The sequence below is a fragment of the Streptomonospora sediminis genome (genome assembly GCF_054778995.1).
On the sequence record NZ_BAAGYZ010000021.1, the window covers coordinates 52,579 to 70,594 of the forward strand.

The 18,016-nt window shown below is 70.0% G+C and carries 13 protein-coding genes; 3 read left to right on the top strand and 10 right to left on the bottom strand.

Annotated features, from left to right (window positions below):
- Positions 1–184 precede the first annotated feature (184 nt).
- Positions 185–1,132 (bottom strand): SGNH/GDSL hydrolase family protein, encoded by a 948-nt coding sequence (locus ACYVD5_RS05800; protein WP_460999866.1) that lies wholly within the window; start codon positions 1,130–1,132, stop codon positions 185–187.
- 212 nt (positions 1,133–1,344) lie between these two features.
- Between ACYVD5_RS05800 and radA the strand changes: the two genes are divergently transcribed.
- Entirely contained in the window at positions 1,345–2,697 is a 1,353-nt protein-coding gene (gene radA / locus ACYVD5_RS05805; RefSeq protein ID WP_460999867.1) for a DNA repair protein RadA, read from the top strand.
- 123 nt (positions 2,698–2,820) lie between these two features.
- Here radA and ACYVD5_RS05810 read toward each other — a convergent pair whose 3' ends face one another.
- Positions 2,821–3,555: a hypothetical protein gene (locus ACYVD5_RS05810; RefSeq protein WP_460999868.1), complete on the bottom strand. Its 735-nt coding sequence runs from the start codon at positions 3,553–3,555 to the stop codon at positions 2,821–2,823.
- Between the two features lie 132 nt (positions 3,556–3,687).
- Here ACYVD5_RS05810 and ACYVD5_RS05815 point away from each other — a divergent pair, with 132 nt between their 5' ends.
- Positions 3,688–4,563, top strand: coding sequence for an HhH-GPD family protein (locus ACYVD5_RS05815; RefSeq protein ID WP_460999869.1), 876 nt, complete (start codon positions 3,688–3,690; stop codon positions 4,561–4,563).
- Between the two features lie 152 nt (positions 4,564–4,715).
- Here the strand turns inward: ACYVD5_RS05815 and ACYVD5_RS05820 are convergent, their stop codons facing one another.
- From ACYVD5_RS05820 to ACYVD5_RS05835, 4 genes are all read right to left on the bottom strand, one after another.
- Positions 4,716–5,669: a DUF3105 domain-containing protein gene (locus ACYVD5_RS05820; RefSeq protein ID WP_460999870.1), complete on the bottom strand. Its 954-nt coding sequence runs from the start codon at positions 5,667–5,669 to the stop codon at positions 4,716–4,718.
- A 250-nt stretch (positions 5,670–5,919) separates the two neighbouring features.
- A complete protein-coding gene (locus ACYVD5_RS05825; protein WP_460999871.1) occupies positions 5,920–8,430 on the bottom strand; it encodes an ATP-dependent Clp protease ATP-binding subunit in 2,511 nt (836 codons plus the stop codon).
- 451 nt (positions 8,431–8,881) lie between these two features.
- Positions 8,882–9,220 carry a histone-like nucleoid-structuring protein Lsr2 gene (locus tag ACYVD5_RS05830; RefSeq protein ID WP_460999872.1) on the bottom strand — a complete coding sequence of 113 codons (339 nt, stop codon included), beginning with the start codon at positions 9,218–9,220 and terminating at the stop codon, positions 8,882–8,884.
- A 227-nt stretch (positions 9,221–9,447) separates the two neighbouring features.
- Positions 9,448–9,723 (bottom strand): hypothetical protein, encoded by a 276-nt coding sequence (locus tag ACYVD5_RS05835; RefSeq protein ID WP_460999873.1) that lies wholly within the window; start codon positions 9,721–9,723, stop codon positions 9,448–9,450.
- A gap of 651 nt (positions 9,724–10,374) precedes the next feature.
- On the opposite strand from ACYVD5_RS05835, the gene ACYVD5_RS05840 reads away from it, so the two are divergent.
- Positions 10,375–13,812 (top strand): UvrD-helicase domain-containing protein, encoded by a 3,438-nt coding sequence (locus ACYVD5_RS05840; RefSeq protein ID WP_460999874.1) that lies wholly within the window; start codon positions 10,375–10,377, stop codon positions 13,810–13,812.
- A gap of 141 nt (positions 13,813–13,953) precedes the next feature.
- On the opposite strand, the gene ACYVD5_RS05845 is transcribed toward ACYVD5_RS05840, so the two are convergent.
- The 4 genes from ACYVD5_RS05845 to ACYVD5_RS05860 form a co-directional block, all read right to left on the bottom strand.
- Positions 13,954–14,499, bottom strand: a complete 546-nt coding sequence (locus ACYVD5_RS05845; RefSeq protein WP_460999875.1) for an amino-acid N-acetyltransferase — start codon at positions 14,497–14,499, stop codon at positions 13,954–13,956.
- Between the two features lie 161 nt (positions 14,500–14,660).
- On the bottom strand, positions 14,661–14,912 hold the full coding sequence (locus ACYVD5_RS05850; protein WP_461000037.1) for a LuxR C-terminal-related transcriptional regulator: 252 nt from the start codon (positions 14,910–14,912) through the stop codon (positions 14,661–14,663).
- 687 nt (positions 14,913–15,599) lie between these two features.
- A complete protein-coding gene (gene lysX / locus ACYVD5_RS05855; protein ID WP_460999876.1) occupies positions 15,600–17,096 on the bottom strand; it encodes a bifunctional lysylphosphatidylglycerol synthetase/lysine--tRNA ligase LysX in 1,497 nt (498 codons plus the stop codon).
- Positions 17,097–17,210: 114 nt separating this feature from the next.
- Positions 17,211–17,990 (bottom strand): type III pantothenate kinase, encoded by a 780-nt coding sequence (locus ACYVD5_RS05860; protein WP_460999877.1) that lies wholly within the window; start codon positions 17,988–17,990, stop codon positions 17,211–17,213.
- Positions 17,991–18,016: the final 26 nt, after the last annotated feature.

The window sequence follows — 18,016 nt, forward strand, 5'->3', positions numbered from 1 at the left end:
CCGAGACGGCCGCGCAGTAGGACAGCGACCCACCAAACACGCCCCAGCCAGTGCCCTGATTGATCGGTCGCAGGAGGCGGGCCACCCGGCGCACCGAAGTGACCATGCGGAAACGCCTGGATCTTAAAGCTGAGAAGGGCTTTTGTGCATGGTCATCGCCATCGCCGAACGCCCGAGCCGGCGCTCAGGCCAGTGGGCTGTTGCGTTCCACCTCCTCGGCTCCCAACGCGGACAGCACACGGTCGGCGACCACCGCCATGCCCGTGGCGTTGGGGTGTACCGGGAAAGTCGGGCGCGACGGGACGATGCCTTCGACCCAGCGCTGCCCCGGCGGCGCGCACATGTCGTGTCCCGGGCCCGAGGTGTCGACGAAGACGGCCCCGGCCGCGGCGGCCTGTTTTTCGAGTTCGGCGTTGAGCTCGGACCAGATGCCGTACATGTAGGGGATGTCGCCCTGGGCGAAGGGCACCTGCAGGCAGGGATCGTCGGACGGCAGGAGTTCGAGGTAGCCCACGACGGCGATGGTGGCATCGGGGCTGCGTTCGCGGATGGCGCCGAGGACATCGCCGATCCGCCCGCCGGCGGAGTCCAACCGGGCGCGGAGTTCGTCGTGGCCGTGGTCGACGTAGTTGTCGCGGCAGGGGGCGCCGCCGGAATCGGTCAGGGAAAGCGCGATGCAGCTGAGCATGATCTCGACGAAGCCGAGGTCCATGCCGCCGATTCCCAACGTCACGAGCGTGGTGTGCGGGGTCAGCGAGTCCAGTTGGGGCGGGTTTGTGGTAAGCAGCAGCTCCTGAGCGGAGGTCATGTGACCGGTGGTGGCGGCAATGCAGCTGGCGTCGGTGAACCGGCGGGCGCCGAGCGCATCGGCCACCAGATTCGGGTAGTTCCGGCCCGAGCGCATGCACAGGGTGGGCCGGTCGTGCGGCGGCGGGATCAGCGGGCCGGCGGTGAACGAGTCGCCCAGCGCGACGTACTCGGCGGCCAGGGCCCGCGTCCGCTCAGCGGCGGTGTCGGCATGGGCCGAGCCTGCGGCTGCCCCGGTGAGCGTGAGCGCGGCGGCGGTGAGGTGCGCGAGGGCTCGGAGGGCTGCGCGGGGGCGGCGGGCGGGTGGTGCGGCGGATGCGGACACGCATGGCTCCTGGGGTCGAAGGGCGGCGCGGGCAGTGCCGCTGGGCTCGGCAGGGGCCTGCGGGACGGGGCGGTGGGGCAGGGTGGAGGAGACGTTGGAACGATCACCTTTCGCACCATAAATATAACCGGGAGTGACCATCCCGCGGCGGTTTTCCCCAGGCCGCACCGGCACCGGTTCGCGATGTCCCCGCCGGCCGCTACCGTGCATCCATGGCCAAGGCTGCAAAGACCACTTTCCGCTGCAGTGAATGCGGCTGGACCACGTTCAAATGGGTCGGGCGCTGCGGCGAGTGCCAGGCGTGGGGCACCGTCGAGGAATCCGGCGCCCCCACCTCCACCGTCATCGCCCCGGCGCGGGTCAGCAGCCCGGCCCAGCCCATCACCGAGATCAGCGTCGAAACCGCGCACGCCGCACCCACCGGGCTGGACGAACTCGACCGCGTCCTGGGCGGCGGCGTGGTCCCCGGCGGGGTCATGCTGCTCGCGGGCGAACCCGGCGTGGGCAAGTCCACGCTGCTGCTCGAGGTCGCCGCGCTGTGCGCCGAGTCCGGCCCCGTCCTCTACGTCACCGGCGAGGAATCCACCGGCCAGGTGCGCCTGCGCGCCGACCGGCTGGGGGCGCTGTCACCCAAACTGTTCCTGGCGGCCGAGACCTCGGTGGCCGCTCTGGTCAGCCACGTCGACGCGGTCGCACCCTCAATGCTGATCGTCGACTCGGTGCAGACCATGAGCTCGCCCGACGTGGCGGGGGTGCCCGGCGGCGTAAGCCAGGTGCGCGAGGTCGCCGGCGCGCTGATCCGGCTCGCCAAGGAGCGCGGCATCGCCACGGTGCTGGTCGGCCATGTCACCAAGGACGGATCCATTGCCGGTCCGCGGCTGCTGGAACACCTCGTCGACGTCGTGCTGCAGTTCGAGGGCGACCGGCACTCGCAGCTGCGCATGCTGCGGGCAGCCAAGAACCGCTACGGACCCACGGACGAAATCGGCTGCTTCGAGCTCACCGACTCCGGAATCGTCGGGCTGCCCGATCCCAGCGGCCTGTTCCTCACCCGCCGCAACGAACCCGTGCCCGGCACCTGCGTCACCGTCACCCTCGAAGGCCGCCGCCCGCTCATCGCCGAGGTCCAGGCGCTGGTGGCCTCCTCCAACCTGCCCCAGCCGCGCCGCGCCAACTCCGGGCTCGACACCGCGCGGGTGAACATGGTCATGGCGGTGCTGGAGCGCCGCGCGCGGGTACGCATCGCCAACTCCGATGTATACGCCTCCACGGTCGGCGGCGTGCGGCTGGGCGAGCCTTCGGTCGACCTCTCGCTGGCGCTGGCGGTGGCGGGCTCGGTGCGCGACGAAGCGCTGCCGCGGGGGCTGGTGGCCATCGGCGAGGTCGGGCTGGCCGGCGATGTCCGCGCCGTCACCGGCGTGCAGCGGCGGCTGGTCGAGGCGCAGCGGCTCGGCTTCACTCGGGCGATCGTGCCGCAGACCAGCGAGGAACCGCTTGAAGGCATCGAGATCGTGGGGGTCGACGACGTCGGCGCGGCCCTGCGATCGGCTTTCCCGGCGCAGTAGCGGTCGGCGGCCACCACCGGCGGGGTTCCGGCAGTCGGCAACCGGCCGTCGAAACGCCCGCGCGGCGCCGCGGTTGCGGCAATGGGGCGCTGTCCGTGCCGCCCCATTGCCGCGGGTGGCGGATCAGTTCAGGCGGAACACCTGCGGCTCGGCTTCGGTGTCGTAGGTGCTGTGCAGTTTGACCACGTAGGTTCCGGGGCGCTTGGCCTTGACCTGCTGGTCGCGGCACTCCTTCCAGGAGCGCCCGCGGTCCCAGGTGACGGTCTTGGAGTAGGGCTTGCCGCGCTCCAGCTTGTGCTTGTCGGTGCCCGAACCCTCGACACAGTCGGCCGTGGAGAACACGCGGTCCTCGCCGGAGGTGATGCGCAGCTCCAACCCCTTGCGGCCCACGTCGACGGTGCAGGTCTGTTCCGCGGTGTTGACCAAGGTCAGCTTGAACCGCGGCTTGTCGTTCCAGTCGTAGTCGCTCTTGTCGGTCTTCAGGGTCGTGACCACGTCGGAGGGTCTGCACGGATCGCCGGCGTTCTCGGGGGCGGCGATGCCCTGCGACTCACCCGACCCCTCTTCCGAATCACCGGAACCCCCGCCCGACTCATCGCCGGAGTCGGTGGAATCTCCCGAATCTTCGGAGTCGCCGGAGCCGTTTTCGCCGTCGCCATCGGCGGCGTCCGCACCGGCGCCGGCGGAAGGGCTGGAAGCGGCACTGGGAGAGGCCGGGGGTGAGATACTGGCCTGCGACGTCTCCTCGGGGGTCGGGCTCGCACCGGCGCCGGAGGCTGCGCCGCCGTCGTCCGTGGCCGAGGACCGGGTGCACGCGTAGGTGATCAGCGCCACGACAACGAAGAGACCCACCAGCACGAATACACGCCTTCTCCAATATGTCTCGGGACTCACCGGTCCCGGTTGTCCAGCACTTGACGCCATAGGCGTAGTATTCCGGGTTTCCCGGCGCTACACCTACTCAACCCGCCGATCCGCTCATCGATTGACATGTTCGACAACCCTTACAGCACCGCCGTTCTGGCGTGGTACGAGACCAATGCCCGCGAACTACCCTGGCGGAGCGACGACGCCTCCCCCTGGTCGATCCTGGTCAGCGAGGTAATGCTGCAGCAGACCCCCGTCGTGCGGGTGCTGCCCGCCTGGCAGGCCTGGCTGGAGCGCTGGCCCACCCCCGCTCATTTGGCCGAGGAGCCTTCGGGCGAGGCGGTGCGGATGTGGAACCGGCTGGGCTACCCGCGCCGCGCCCTGAACCTGCACGCCGCCGCCTGCGCCATTGTCGAGCGCCACGACGGCGAGGTCCCCTCCGACCATGCCGACCTGCTCGCGCTGCCCGGCGTCGGCGCCTATACCGCCGCCGCGGTGGCCAGCTTCGCCTTCGGCCAGCGCCACGCGGTGCTGGACACCAACGTGCGGCGCGTGCTGGCACGCGCCCACAGCGGGGTGGAGTACCCGCCCAAGGCCCAGACCCGGGCCGAGGTGGCGTTGGCCGAGACCCTGGTGCCGCCGGAACCCGCGGTGGCCGCCCGCTGGGCCGTGGCGGTGATGGAGCTGGGCGCCCTGGTGTGCACGGCCCGCTCGCCCGCGTGCACCGACTGCCCGATCGCCACGCAGTGCGCTTGGCGGCTGGCCGGCAAACCCGCCTACGACGGCCCACCGCGGCGCGGCCAGACCTACGCCGGCACCGACCGGCAGGTGCGCGGCCGCCTACTGGCCGTACTGCGCGACTCCCCCGCGCCGGTACCCAAAACGGCGTTGGACGTGGTCTGGCAAGAGCCGGTGCAGCGCGAACGGGCGCTGGACGCGTTGGTGGCCGACGGCCTGGTCGACCCGCTGGACGACGGCACCTACGCGCTGCCGAACTGACCCGCGCCGAGCTCGGCCGACCGGGGGCGCTCCGCTGAGGGGTCCCGGCCGACCGTTCGGCCGTTCGCGTCTTCGGCCGTTCACGCCTTCAGCCATTCGGCAGTCCGGCCATACGGCAGTTCAGCATGCCGGCAGTTCAGCGGTTCAGCGGTTCAGACGGCTTCCAGGGTGGCGTCGGTACCGCTGCTGCAGGGCGCGCCCGGCTCGGGTGTCCGCGGACCCTGCACGTAGGTGTTCAGGAACTCGACCAGGCGCGGATCTTCGGCGTCTTCCAGGACGAGCCGCTTGCCCCAGGCCACCGCGGCGATGGGCGCCTGCTGGCGGCTTTGCGCCGGGCTGATGAGCAGGAAGTCGCCCTGGCGGTAGAGATCCTCCAGCTGGGCCACCTGGTCACCGGGCAGTTCGTCGCGGTAGGTGATCCACACGGCGCCGTGCTCCAGGGAGTGGACGGCGTGCTCGGGCATCAGCTCCTGCTGGTAGACACCGCAGTTCTGCCAGACCGGGTGGTGCCGGCCGCCGGGCGGCGGGTACACGTCGTAGGACACCGGCTCCTCGGTGTGCTCGCGGGACACATCGCCGAAGGTCCGCACGCCTTCGATGTCGCCGGGTTCGGTCTTGCCGGGCTGGTCTTCGGCCACCGCGGTCCCGTTACCGCTGCCGCCATCGCCGAGCAGCAGGTAGGCGGCCACTCCGCCGCCCGCCACCACCAGGACCAGCACCAGCGCGCCCGCGCCCAGGATCCACCACAGCGCACCTGAAGACCGCTTCTGCGGCGCCCCGCCGGGTGGCGGGGGGCCGTAGCCGCCGTAGGGCTGCTGGCCGGGAGGTTGACCCGGGGGTTGGCCCGGAGCTTGGCCGGGCGGTTGCCCCGGCGCCCCGTAACCGGCCGGCGGGCCGTAGGGCCCTTGATCGGCCGGACCGCCCTGCCCGGGATGGCCGCCCTGTGCGGCCTGTCCGGGGCCGGGTCCGGTGTTCTGCTGCCAGGGCTGCGGTCCGGAAGGCGGGGCCGCGCCGCCTTGGGAGGGCGGGGGCGGCCCGCCGTGGGGCGGCTCTGCGCCACCCTGCGACGGGTACTGGTGCGGAGAGTTGCTGTCGGGAGGAACCACAGCCGCCAACCATATCGGGCGGCCGCGGCGAACGGCACGCGCACCGGCACCCGGGGCGGGCCCGCGGCCGGATGCGGGCCCGCCCCGGGTGCGGCCGCGAACGGTGTCCGGCCGGTCCGGCTACCGGGCAACCGCACCGGCCGGAACCGGCGCCGGTGAGGCGGCACAACGAAGGGGGCGGCCCCGAAGGACCGCCCCCTTGTCGCCGTTCGCGCCGCGGCGCCGGAAGCCCGGCGCCGGACCGGCGGTGTTACTCGCCCGTACCGGCCGCGGTCTCCTGCACGGCAGGAGTGTCCGGGACGGCCTCGGGCTTGGGCACACCCTGGAAGGTGAACTTGCCGTCGGTTCCCTCGCCCTCGGCGTCGATCACGACGATCTGGCCGGGCTTGAGGTAGCCGAAGAGGATCTTCTCCGACAGTGCGTCCTCGATCTCGCGCTGGATGGTGCGGCGCAGCGGCCGGGCACCCAGCACGGGGTCGTAACCGCGTTCGGCCAGCATCTTCTTGGCCGCCGGACGCAGCTCCAGCCCCATGTCGCGGTCCTTGAGCCGCTCATCGAGCTTCTCGACCATCAGGTCCACGATGTCGATGATCTCCTGCTCGGTGAGCTGGTGGAAGACGATGACGTCGTCGACGCGGTTGAGGAACTCGGGCCGGAAGTTCTGCTTGAGCTCTTCCTGGACCTTGGCCTTCATCCGGTCGTAGTTCGTCTGTGCGTCGTCCTCCTTGGCGAAGCCCATGGCCGCGCCCTTGGAGATGTCGCGTGTACCCAGGTTCGTCGTCATGATGATGACGGTGTTCTTGAAGTCGACGTTGCGGCCCTGGGCGTCGGTCAGGCGCCCTTCCTCAAGGACCTGCAGCAGCGAGTTGAAGATGTCGTTGTGGGCCTTCTCGATCTCGTCGAAGAGGACCACGGAGAACGGCTTGCGGCGCACCTTCTCGGTGAGCTGGCCGCCCTCTTCGTAGCCGACGTAGCCGGGAGGCGAGCCGAACAGCCGCGAGACGGTGTGCTTCTCCATGAACTCGCTCATGTCGAGCTGGATCAGCGATTCCTCGTCGCCGAAGAGGAACTCCGCCAGCGTCTTGGAGAGCTCGGTCTTACCCACACCGGACGGGCCGGCGAAGATGAACGAACCACCCGGGCGCTTGGGGTCCTTCAGCCCGGCGCGAGTGCGCCGGATGGCCTGCGAGAGCGCCTTGATGGCGTCCTCCTGGCCGATGACCCGCTTGTGCAGCTCGTCCTCCATGCGCAGCAGGCGGGAGGACTCCTCCTCGGTCAGCTTGAAGACCGGGATGCCGGTGGCGGTGGCCAGAACCTCGGCGATGAGTTCCTCGGTCACCTCGGCGACGACATCCATGTCGCCGGCCTTCCACTCTTTCTCGCGCTGCGCCTTCTTGGTCAGCAGGCCCTTCTCGTCGTCGCGCAGCGACGCCGCTTTCTCGAAGTCCTGGGCGTCGATCGCCGATTCCTTGTCGCGGCGGACATCGGAGATCTTCTCGTCGTACTCGCGCAGGTCCGGCGGCGCGGTCATACGGCGGATGCGCATCCGCGAACCGGCCTCGTCGATGAGGTCGATCGCCTTGTCCGGCAGGAAGCGGTCGCTGATGTAGCGATCGGCGAGCTGGCCTGCCGCCACCAGGGCGCTGTCGGTGATCGACACGCGGTGGTGGGCCTCGTAGCGGTCCCGCAGGCCCTTCAGGATCTCGATGGTGTGCGAGATCGTGGGCTCGTCGACCTGGATCGGCTGGAAGCGGCGTTCCAGCGCCGCGTCCTTCTCCAGGTGCTTGCGGTACTCGTCCAGCGTGGTGGCGCCGATGGTCTGCAGCTCACCGCGGGCCAGCATGGGCTTCAGGATGGACGCGGCGTCTATGGCGCCTTCGGCCGCTCCCGCGCCCACGAGCGTGTGCAGCTCGTCGATGAACAGGATGATGTCGCCGCGGGTGCGGATCTCCTTGAGGACCTTCTTCAGCCGCTCCTCGAAGTCGCCGCGGTAGCGGCTGCCCGCCACCAGCGCACCCAGGTCGAGCGTGTAGAGCTGCTTGTCCTTCAGGGTCTCGGGGATCTCCCCCTTGACGATCTTCTGGGCCAGCCCTTCGACCACTGCGGTCTTGCCGACACCGGGCTCGCCGATGAGCACCGGGTTGTTCTTGGTACGGCGCGACAGCACCTGCATGACGCGCTCGATCTCCTGGTCCCGCCCTATGACCGGGTCCAGGTTGCTCTCGCGCGCCGCCTGGGTCAGGTTGCGCCCGAACTGGTCCAGCACCAGGGAGGTCGAGGGGGTGGACTCCGAAGAGGCACCCGTGGCCTGCGGCTCCTTGCCCTGGTAGCCGTGCAGGAGCTGGATGACCTGCTGGCGCACCCGGTTGAGGTCGGCGCCCAGCTTGACCAGAACCTGGGCCGCCACTCCCTCGCCCTCGCGGATGAGGCCGAGCAGGATGTGCTCAGTACCGATGTAGTTGTGCCCGAGCTGCAGGGCTTCCCGGAGGGAGAGCTCCAGAACCTTCTTGGCACGGGGGGTAAAGGGGATGTGGCCGGAGGGGGCCTGCTGGCCCTGGCCGATGATCTCCTCTACCTGCTGCCGAACCGCTTCGAGGCTGATACCCAGGCTCTCCAGAGCCTTCGCAGCGACGCCCTCACCCTCGTGGATGAGGCCGAGCAGGATGTGCTCTGTACCAATGTAGTTGTGGTTGAGCATCCTGGCCTCTTCCTGGGCCAGGACCACCACGCGCCGTGCGCGGTCGGTAAACCTCTCGAACATGTCTCGTCGCTCCTCACAGAGCGGTCAGGCAGGGACGGAAGTTCCGACCCTCGCTTTCCGCATTTCGGCCCCTGCGGGGGGAAAGCCCCGTGGAGGCGCTCGGCCACCCGTCCACCAAGCGGCCGGGGTCCCGGCGCGCCCGACGAACCCATCCTGCACGGAAGGACTGCGGGCCTCCCGTGCCAGAGACTTTCCCCGACGATAGGGCGTTCATCCTCATCCAACTACCTATCGGGGGGTCAGTGTTCCGTCTACGCCGCAAGCGAACGGCCCGCGCACCCCGGTATATCGAGGGCACACGGGCCGTGAACGCGCATTCGCGCGCAGATTTGCTCTCAGCGAACACCGCCGCCGGGACGGCGCTGCCGACAGGTAATGGCCTTGCGCGGGTCTCCCGGGTCCGAAAGAGCTCCGCGCAACCGCCACTCGCATGCCGGCGCCGCCCCGGGCCTCAGCGCTGGGCGGCCTCGTACTCGGCGACGATGGCCGCCGGGATCCGGCCGCGCTCGTTGACCTGCTTGCCTGCCGCCTTGGCCCACGCGCGGATCTCGGCGCTGCGCTCGCGGCTGGGGGCACTGCGCTGCTGCCGCTTGCCGCGGCCGCCGCCGGTCTTGCTGGGAGCCTTGCGCGCGGCCTCGACGTAGGGCGCCACTGCCTCACGAAGCTTGGTCGCGTTGTCGACGCTGAGGTCGATTTCGTAGGAGGTGCCGTCAACACCGAACGAAACGGTCTCCTCGGCCTCGCCGCCGTCGAGATCGTCGACGAGAAGCACCTGAACTTTTTGTGCCATAGATAGAACCTTTCCAGCAGAGCGGTGCGATGGCACCTGAATATAAAACTAGCCGGAGAGCAGGCGAAAGACAATTCTCCACGCGACTGAAAACCGGCCGGACCTATGCCCGGGGCGCGACCCGGAGCAAATCGCAGCTCGTCGGCCGATACGACTCCGCACCCCTGCCCGGGGCCCGGAGTCGTTAACGCGAGGGACGCACCCGTCCCTTTCCCGTGCGTTGCCGGTTAGCGGTCGGCCCGGTCGGGGCCATCGCCGGGGAGTTCCGATCCGGAGCTCTCCGCACCCTTTGCCCCGCCTTCCGCGGCAACGGCTTCGGCACCGGGTTGCGGAGCCGCTGGACCACCCGCGGATCCGCGGCCGGATGGCGTGTCGGTCTTACCGACGAGCCGCCCGTCCGACGTTCTCGGCGCCATCTCCTTGCGGAGCAGCTTCACCACGAACGTGCAGAAGACCGTAGCGACAACAGCAGGGGGGATCAGCGCCGACAAAACGTCTTCCATCGAGCGCACGCCCCTTCCTTGATGTTACTTTATGCAGCAATTACCCCACGCAGGGGTGCCGCCGACTGGGGCCGGCGACCAACCGACACACCCGCTCATACAACGGGCGCGGACTCCGACATCATAGACACCGCGCGTACCTGTTCGGACGCCACCCCGGCGCCGACTTTAGGACGGCCCCAAAAGCCCGCTACATAAGGGCTTCCGGGTGTCCGCGGAGCCGGGTGAACCGTCTCAGCGGAGTCGGCCGCAACCGAATCGCCATTGAAATGACTGTGCATCGTGGCCAACATCGCGGCCAACGGCGAACACGGGTAGCCAACAGCGAACACTGAACGCACCCCGGATTCGGCCTCAGGCGGGACCCGGAGTTCCGCCTGCAGGCGGAGCGGGCATATGGATCGGCGGCCTCCCCACGGGGCAGGCGCCCGCAGAAGCCCTGGCGGCCACTGTCGAGATCTCCCCCGCAATGCACAGATTACCTGTTCGTATACACCTCTCCCACCGCGGTGGGCATAAGCCCGCGAAGGTGCCTGCGAGTTGTGGATCGTGGCATGCTGACTCCGGGGCGAGTCCGGCATCGGTCGGCGAGAGCGGACCCTACTTCGCTGCGCGCGACCGGGTCACTGTGGGCATTGAGAGGACCTCACCGTGGACTTCCACGCAGATCTGCATATTCACTCCAAGTACTCGCGGGCGTGCAGCAAGGATTGCGACCTGGAGCATCTGGCGTGGTGGGCGGCGCGCAAGGGGATTGCAGTCGTGGGCACCGGTGATTTCACTCACCCCGCCTGGCGCGAACAGTTGCGCAGCAAACTCGTGCCCGCCGAGCCCGGTCTGTTCCGCCTTGCCCCCGATATCGAGGCCGAGGTACTGCGCACCCTGCCGCCCTCGTGCCGGAATCCGTCGCGGTTCATGCTGTCGGTCGAGATCTCCACCATCTATAAACGGGGCGAACGGACCCGAAAGGTGCACCATTTGCTCTACGCCCCAACGATGGAGGCGGCCGCGGCCATCACCGCGGATTTGGCCCGTATCGGCAATCTCGCCTCCGACGGGCGTCCCATCCTGGGCCTGGATTCGCGCGACCTGCTGGAGATCACCCTCGCGAGCGACCCGGGAAGCTATCTCGTGCCCGCACACGTGTGGACCCCGTGGTTCGCCGTTCTCGGCTCGAAATCCGGATTCGACGCCGTCGCCGACTGCTATGCCGACCTCGCCGACCACATCTTCGCGATCGAGACCGGGCTCTCCAGCGATCCGGAGATGAACTGGACCGTGTCGTCGCTGGACGCCTACACGCAGGTCAGCAATTCCGACGCGCACTCGCCGCCGATGCTCGCCCGCGAAGCCACCCGCTTCGACACCGAACTCGATTACTACGCCATCCGCCGGGCCCTGGAGACCCGCAACGGATTCCGCGGCACCGTCGAGTTCTTCCCCGAGGAAGGCAAATACCATCTCGACGGCCACCGCAAATGCGGCGTCCGCATGGAGCCCGACACCACGCGCGAGCACGGGGGCCGCTGCCCGGTCTGCGGCAAGCCGCTGACCGTCGGGGTCTCCCACCGGGTCTTCGAGCTGGCCGACCAGCCGCTGGGCCGCCGCCCCGAGGGCGCCACCGGGTTCACCAGCCTGGTTCCGCTGCCCGAAATCGTCAGCGAGATCGTGCGCGTGGGGCCCAAGAGCAAGCGGGTGCAGGGCGAGGTGGCGCGGCTGGTGGGCGAGCTCGGCTCGGAATTGGACATCCTCACCACCACGCCCACCGACGAGGTCGCCCGCGTCGGCGGCACGCTGCTGGGCGAGGCGATCACCCGGCTGCGCGCGGGCGCGGTCGTGCGCGACGGCGGCTACGACGGCGAGTACGGCACCATCCACATGTTCGAGCCCGGTGAGCTGGCCGGAGCCGGTTCCGCACCGGCCCTCTTCGACGCCGGCGACCTCGCGCCGCCGGCCGCCGCACCGCGTCCGCCGCAGCGGGCCGCCCCGGATCGGCGCCGCGGCGGCTCCGGCTCTCCAGCCGCCCCCGGCCAGGAGGACCATGGCCGCGGCTCTGCCGGGGCCGGCAACGGCCGGGGCGGGAACGGAGGCGGAAACGGCGGCGCCCCGAACGGCCGCGGCCCGTCCGGACCGCGTGCGGCAACCCTGTGGACCGACGCGCCCCTCGAGCCCGCCGCCGGGCCCGCGGCCGCCTCTCCCGCCGCGATGCCCGCAGCAGCCACCTCAGCGGCGTCCAGCACGCTTCCGGTAACCGGGCGAGAGGCATCCGGGCAAGAGGCAAATGACGTGGATCCGCCGCTGCTGTTTCCCGATGGCGACGGGACTGCGGTTGCGGCTTCGTCGCGCAGCGTCCTCGACGGCCTCGACCCCGACCAGCGGGCAGCCGCGCAGGCGCCGGGCGGCCCCCTGCTCATCGTCGCCGGGCCGGGCACCGGCAAGACCCGCACGCTGACACGGCGCATCGCCCACCTCGTCGCCGATCAGGACATTCCCGCCACCGGTTTCCTGGCCATCACCTTCACCCGCCGCGCAGCCGAGGAGCTCACCGAACGCCTCGCCGACCTGCTCGGCGACCGCGCCGGCGACCTCACGGTCGCCACGTTCCACCGCCTCGGCCTGCTGATCCTGCGCGAACAGCACGAGCGCGCCGGGCTCTCGGCCGGTTTTGCGATCGCCGACACCGCGCGGCAGCTGGAGGTGGCCGCGGAGGTCGCCGGGTCCGAGCGCGAAGGCCGCCGGCTGCTGGCCCGGCGCGATTCCGGCGAACCCGCGGCCGAAGACGCCGGCTACGAGCGCCGCCTGCGCGAACTCGACCTGGTCGACTTCACCGACCTCGTTGCGCTGCCGGTGCGCCTGCTCGGGGCCGACGATGAGCTGACCGCCGTGTACCGGAACCGCTGGCCCTGGGTCAGCGTCGACGAGTACCAGGACGTCGACGAGCGGCAGTACGCGCTGCTTCGGCTGCTCACCGGCCCCGCCGGCAACCTCACCGCCATCGGCGACCCCGACCAGGCCATCTACGGTTTCCGCGGCGCCGACGTGGGCTTCTTCCTGCGTTTTCAGAACGACTTCCCCGGGGCGGCCGCGGTGCGGCTGGGCCGCAACTACCGCTCCAACGCGGCGATCGTCAGCGCCGCGGTCCAGGCGATCGCCCCTGCATCACTGGTTCCGGGCCGGGAGTTGCGCGCCGTTGGCGACTTCACCGACCCGCCGCGGATCGGCCTGCACACGGCGGCCGACGAACGCGCCGAGGCCTCGTTCGTGGCCCGCTCGATCGACCGGCTGCTGGGCGGCACCTCCTGGCACTCGCTGGACAGCGGCCGGGTGACCGGCGACGGCGACGGCGGGCTGTCCTTCAGCGACTTCTGCGTGCTCTACCGCACCGACGCCCAGAGCGAGGCGGTGATGCGGGCCTTCAACACCGCGGGTGTGCCCTACCAGAAGCGCTCGCACGACAAGCTGGCTGCGCGGCCGGGCGTGCGGATGCTCGCCGAGGAGCTGGCGCACCATCCCGCCGGACCGCTGGTCGACCGCGTGCGATCGGCGGTGGCGCTGCTGTGCGAGCGCCACGCGGGCGGCACCGGCACCGGCACGGACGCCGACACCGGCGCCGAAACCGACATCCGCACCGACCTGCGCACCGCCGCCGACCTGGTGCTGCCGCTGGCCGCCGAGTGCGGCGAGGATCTGGGGGAGTTCTTGTCGGCGCTGGCCATGGGGGCCGAGGTCGACGCGCTGGACCCGCGGGCCGACCGGGTGGCGCTGCTGACCCTGCACGCCGCCAAGGGGCTGGAGTTCCCGGTGGTGTTCCTGGTGGGCTGCGACGACGGGCTGCTGCCCTTCCGGCTGCCCGGCGCCTCCGCCGACACGGACACCGCTGAGGAGCGGCGGTTGTTCTTCGTCGGGCTCACCCGGGCCCGGCACCGGCTGTACCTGTCGCGGGCGCGGCGCCGCACGCGCCGCGGCACCGCGGTCGACACTGCACCGTCGCCCTTCCTGGATGCCATCGACCAGGGGCTGACCATGCAGGTCGATGAGGAGTCGGCGACTCGCAAGCGGCCCCGCGACCGGCAGATGCGGCTGCTGTAGGCCGCCCCGCAGCGCCGTCCCGGTCGGCGGCCGGCTGCTGGAAGGAACGGCCGGCGGGGCGGCGGCCGGGATGCGGCGGCTCCGGCTGTTCCGCGAACTCCCAACGGTTGCGGCGGTCCGGATCCGGGACGGATGCGGCGCTCAGTGCGAGCGCGGGGTTCCGGGTTCGTTCAGGTACACCAGCATCCGGGTGTTGCCCAGGGTGTTGGGTTTGACCCGTTCCAGATCCAGGAACTCGGCCACGCCCTCGTCGTAGGAGCGCAGCAGCTCCTCGTAGACCCGCGGCGAGACCGGGGCGCCCTGGATCGGCTCGAAACCGTGCCGGGCAAAGAACGCGGTCTCGAAGGTCAGGCAGAAGACGCGCCGCACGCCGAGCTCGCGCGCGCGGTCCAGCAGGGCCGCCACGATGCTGTGGCCGACACCGCGGCCCTGCGCCGCGGGATCGACGGCCACGGTGCGGACCTCGGCGAGGTCTTCCCAGAGCACGTGCAGTGCGCCGCAGCCCACAATGGTGCGTTCGGGGCCTTCCCCGGTTTCGGCGACACAGAACTCCTGCACGTCCTCGTACAGGTTCACGGTGCTCTTGCCGAGCACCCGGCGCTCGCCGCTGAAAGAGTCGACGAGCTGCCGGATGCGGGTGACATCGCGGGTACGGGCGCGGCGAACGGTGACCTGGGTTACGGGCATGGCCGAATCAGGTTACTCGTCCGCGGCGCCCCGAGGCCACGAGCGGGGCCGCCGCCCCGGCCCGGAAGGACAGCGTGCCGCCGCGAATGGGTCCATCGCAAGCGCGTTCGGCCGGTTCGAGGGGTTGGGGGTCTGTTTTGCCGGCCGGCGGTGTGCTGGGGTCAGATGAGCTGCTTTCGCGCCGCCCAGACGACCGCCTCGATCGGGGTGTTGACTCCGAGTTGGTCGCAGATGGCGCGCAGGCGGCGCCGCAGCGTGCGTGCGCTCAGCTCCAGTCGGCGCGCTGCAACATCGGTGGTCACACCGGTGGCGATCTCCGCGAGCAACTGCAGTTCGTCGTCGGTCAGGCTGACCGGAAGGTGCTGGCCCCCGTCGGGGACCGGAACCGGCGCCGACACAATGCCCCCGCGCATCAGCGGGGTGCCCGGGTCCTTCACAGCACGGCGTACAAGTGTGGCCTGTTCCACTCCGTCCTCCCTCATCCGTGGTGAGTGCGGAACATCAGCTCGTTGCCGAAGCGGACTAGAAGGGGTGGAGGCGTATGCCTCTGGCACGTGAACGCCGGCGTTGGCCGGATACCGGCACCCGCTGGCGCCCGGGCAGCGAGCCCCTCTGGCACAGGGGCGCACGCCGGGTGAGCCGGGAGTGCGCGGTCCCGGTCGGCGCGATCTGGGACGGACAGATCGCGCGTGGGCGCACACGGCCAAGGATGGTCGGGCGTATCCAGCCATCCTCACTCACCGTCATGTCGATCCACTACGGCAAACCAGCGGAGGAACACTCCGCTGCTTTGAAACGCTAGGTGGATGCGAACTGCCCGTCAAGGTCGATTTGACTACATTGGGTAGCATGGCGATCATCGCAGGTCACAAGCTTAGGCGTCGGAAAGCCCCGAAGAACAGATTGACCTGCGAAAAGAACCTACGTACCGGAGTGTCGCCCCCACTGCGAACAGGGCGGGCGAGGCTCACTGTGTGATCTCGGCAACAATGCCGATGACCTGCGGTTTTCGGAATCCCCCGAATATCACGATCCCGCAACGAGATCGCCGCAAGCGGCCTTAGCAGGGCGGCGCGCGGCCGGTGCCGACGCCGCCGTGCTCACTCGGGCTTGACGAGCGGGAACAGCACGGTCTCGCGGATGTTGCGCCCAGTGAGCGCCATGAGCAACCGGTCGATGCCCACACCCACACCGCCGCTCGGCGGCATACCGTACTCCAGGGCACGCAGGAAGTCCTCGTCGAGCTGCATGGCCTCGGGGTCGCCGCCGGCCGCCATCAGCGACTGCTCGGTCAGCCGGCGCCGCTGCTCGATGGGGTCGACCAGCTCGGAGTAACCGGTGCCCAGTTCCATACCGAACCCGATGAGGTCCCATTTCTCGGTGACCAGCGGGTCGTCGCGGTGCCGCCGGGTTAGCGGGCTGGTCTCCAGCGGGAAGTCGCGCACGAATGTGGGCTGCTGCAGAGTGTGCTCGACCAACTCCTCGAAGATGTGCTCGACCAGCTTGCCCTGCCCCCAGTCGGGGCTCCACTCCAGGCCGCGGGCATCGGCGGCCTTGCGCACCGACTCCAGCGGGGTCCGCGGGGTGACCTCGTCGCCGAGCGCCTCGGAGACCGCGTCGTAGAGCCGCACCGCGGGCCACTCGCCGCCCAGGTCGTACTCCTGCCCGCCCCGCTCGACGACGGCGGTGCCGAACGCCGCGCGCACCGCCTCCTGCAGCAGGTCGCGGGTGAGGTCGGCCATGACGTCGTAGTCGGCGTAGGCCTGGTAGAACTCCAGCATCGTGAATTCGGGGTTGTGCGTGGAGTCGGCGCCCTCGTTGCGGAAGTTCCGGTTGATCTCGAAGACCTTCTCCATACCGCCCACAACAAGTCGCTTCAGGTACAGCTCGGGCGCGATACGCAGGTACAGGTCGAGGTCGTAGGCGTTGATGTGGGTGCTGAAGGGCCGCGCGGTCGCTCCGCCGTGCACCCGCTGCAGCATCGGGGTCTCGACCTCGGTGTAGCCGCGGGAGTCCAGCCCGTTGCGCAGCGCCCGGATGGCGGCCGCGCGGCTCTGCACGATCGCGCGGGACTCGGGGTTGACGATCAGGTCGACATAGCGCTGGCGCACCCGGGCCTCGGGGTCGGTCAGGCCCTTGTGCTTTTCGGGCAGCGGCCGCAGGCACTTGGCGGTCAGCTTCCAGGAGTCGACCTGCACCGAGAGTTCGCCGCGGCGGGAGGTGATGACCTCGCCCTCGACCCCGACATGGTCGCCGAGGTCGACGTCGCTCTTCCACGCGGCCAGGGAGTCGGCACCCAGCTTGTCCAGCGAGAGCATCACCTGCAGGTCGCCGGAGGAGTCGCGCAGGGTCGCGAAGCACAGCTTGCCGCCGGTGCGGTAGAGCATGACGCGCCCGGCGATGCCTACACGCTCACCGGTTGCCGAATCGGGTGCGAGCTGCCCGTGTTTGTCGCGGACCGGACCGATCAGGGTGGTCCGCGGGAAGCCGAGCGGGAAGGGGTCGATACCCTCCGCACGCAGGCGGTCCAGTTTCTCGCGCCGGATGCGCATCTGTTCGGGCAGGTCGTCGTACGATTCGTCCAGTCCTTCGCTCACGCTGTGAATCCTATCGGCCCGTTGCGGGTGGGCCCGACGCGCGCCGGGCGCGGAAGCGGCCGGCAGTGGCCGCAGCCGCCTCCGCGCCCGGCTGCGGCCCTGTTGCCGCCAGGCTCAGCTGTTGCGCTCGTAGACCATCCGCAGGCCGATCAGCGTGAGCCAGGGCTCGTGGGCGTCGACGGTCTCGCACTCGTCGACGACCATGGGAGCGAGCCCGCCGGTGGCCACCACGGTGACGTCGTCGGCGTCGTCGGTGAGCTCCTGGGCCATGCGGTCGACGATCCCGTCGACCTGGCCGGCGAAACCGTAGACGATCCCCGAGCGCAGTGCCTCGGTGGTGTTCTTGGCAACCACCGAGCGCGGTTTGACCAGCTCGACCATGTGCAACTGCGCGCCGCGCCGCGACAGCGCCTCGACCGAGATGTCTATGCCTGGCGCGATCGCCCCGCCTACGTACTCGCCCTTGGCGCTAACCGCGTCGAAGGTGGTCGCGGTGCCGAAGTCGACCACCACCGCCGGGCCGCCGTACTGCTGTACCGCCGCCAGAGCGTTGACGATTCGGTCGCTGCCGACCTCCTTGGGGTTGTCCATCCGGACCGGCACGCCGGTCTTGACCCCGGGTTCGACGATGACCGCGGGCACGTCGCCGAAGTGGCGGCGGAACATTTCGCGCATCTCGTGCTGGACTGTGGGGACCGAGCAGCACATCGAGATACCGCCGACATGCCCGCTGCCGATGATGGAGCTGCCCCCGATCAGCCCGTGCAGCACCACCGCCCATTCGTCTGCGGTGCGCCGCGCCTCGGTCGAGACCCGCCAGTGTTCGACGAGCACCTCGCCGTCGAAAAGCCCGAGAACCGTGTGCGAGTTGCCGACGTCGATCGCAAGGAGCATCTGGGGCCTCTCCTGGTGAGTTATGG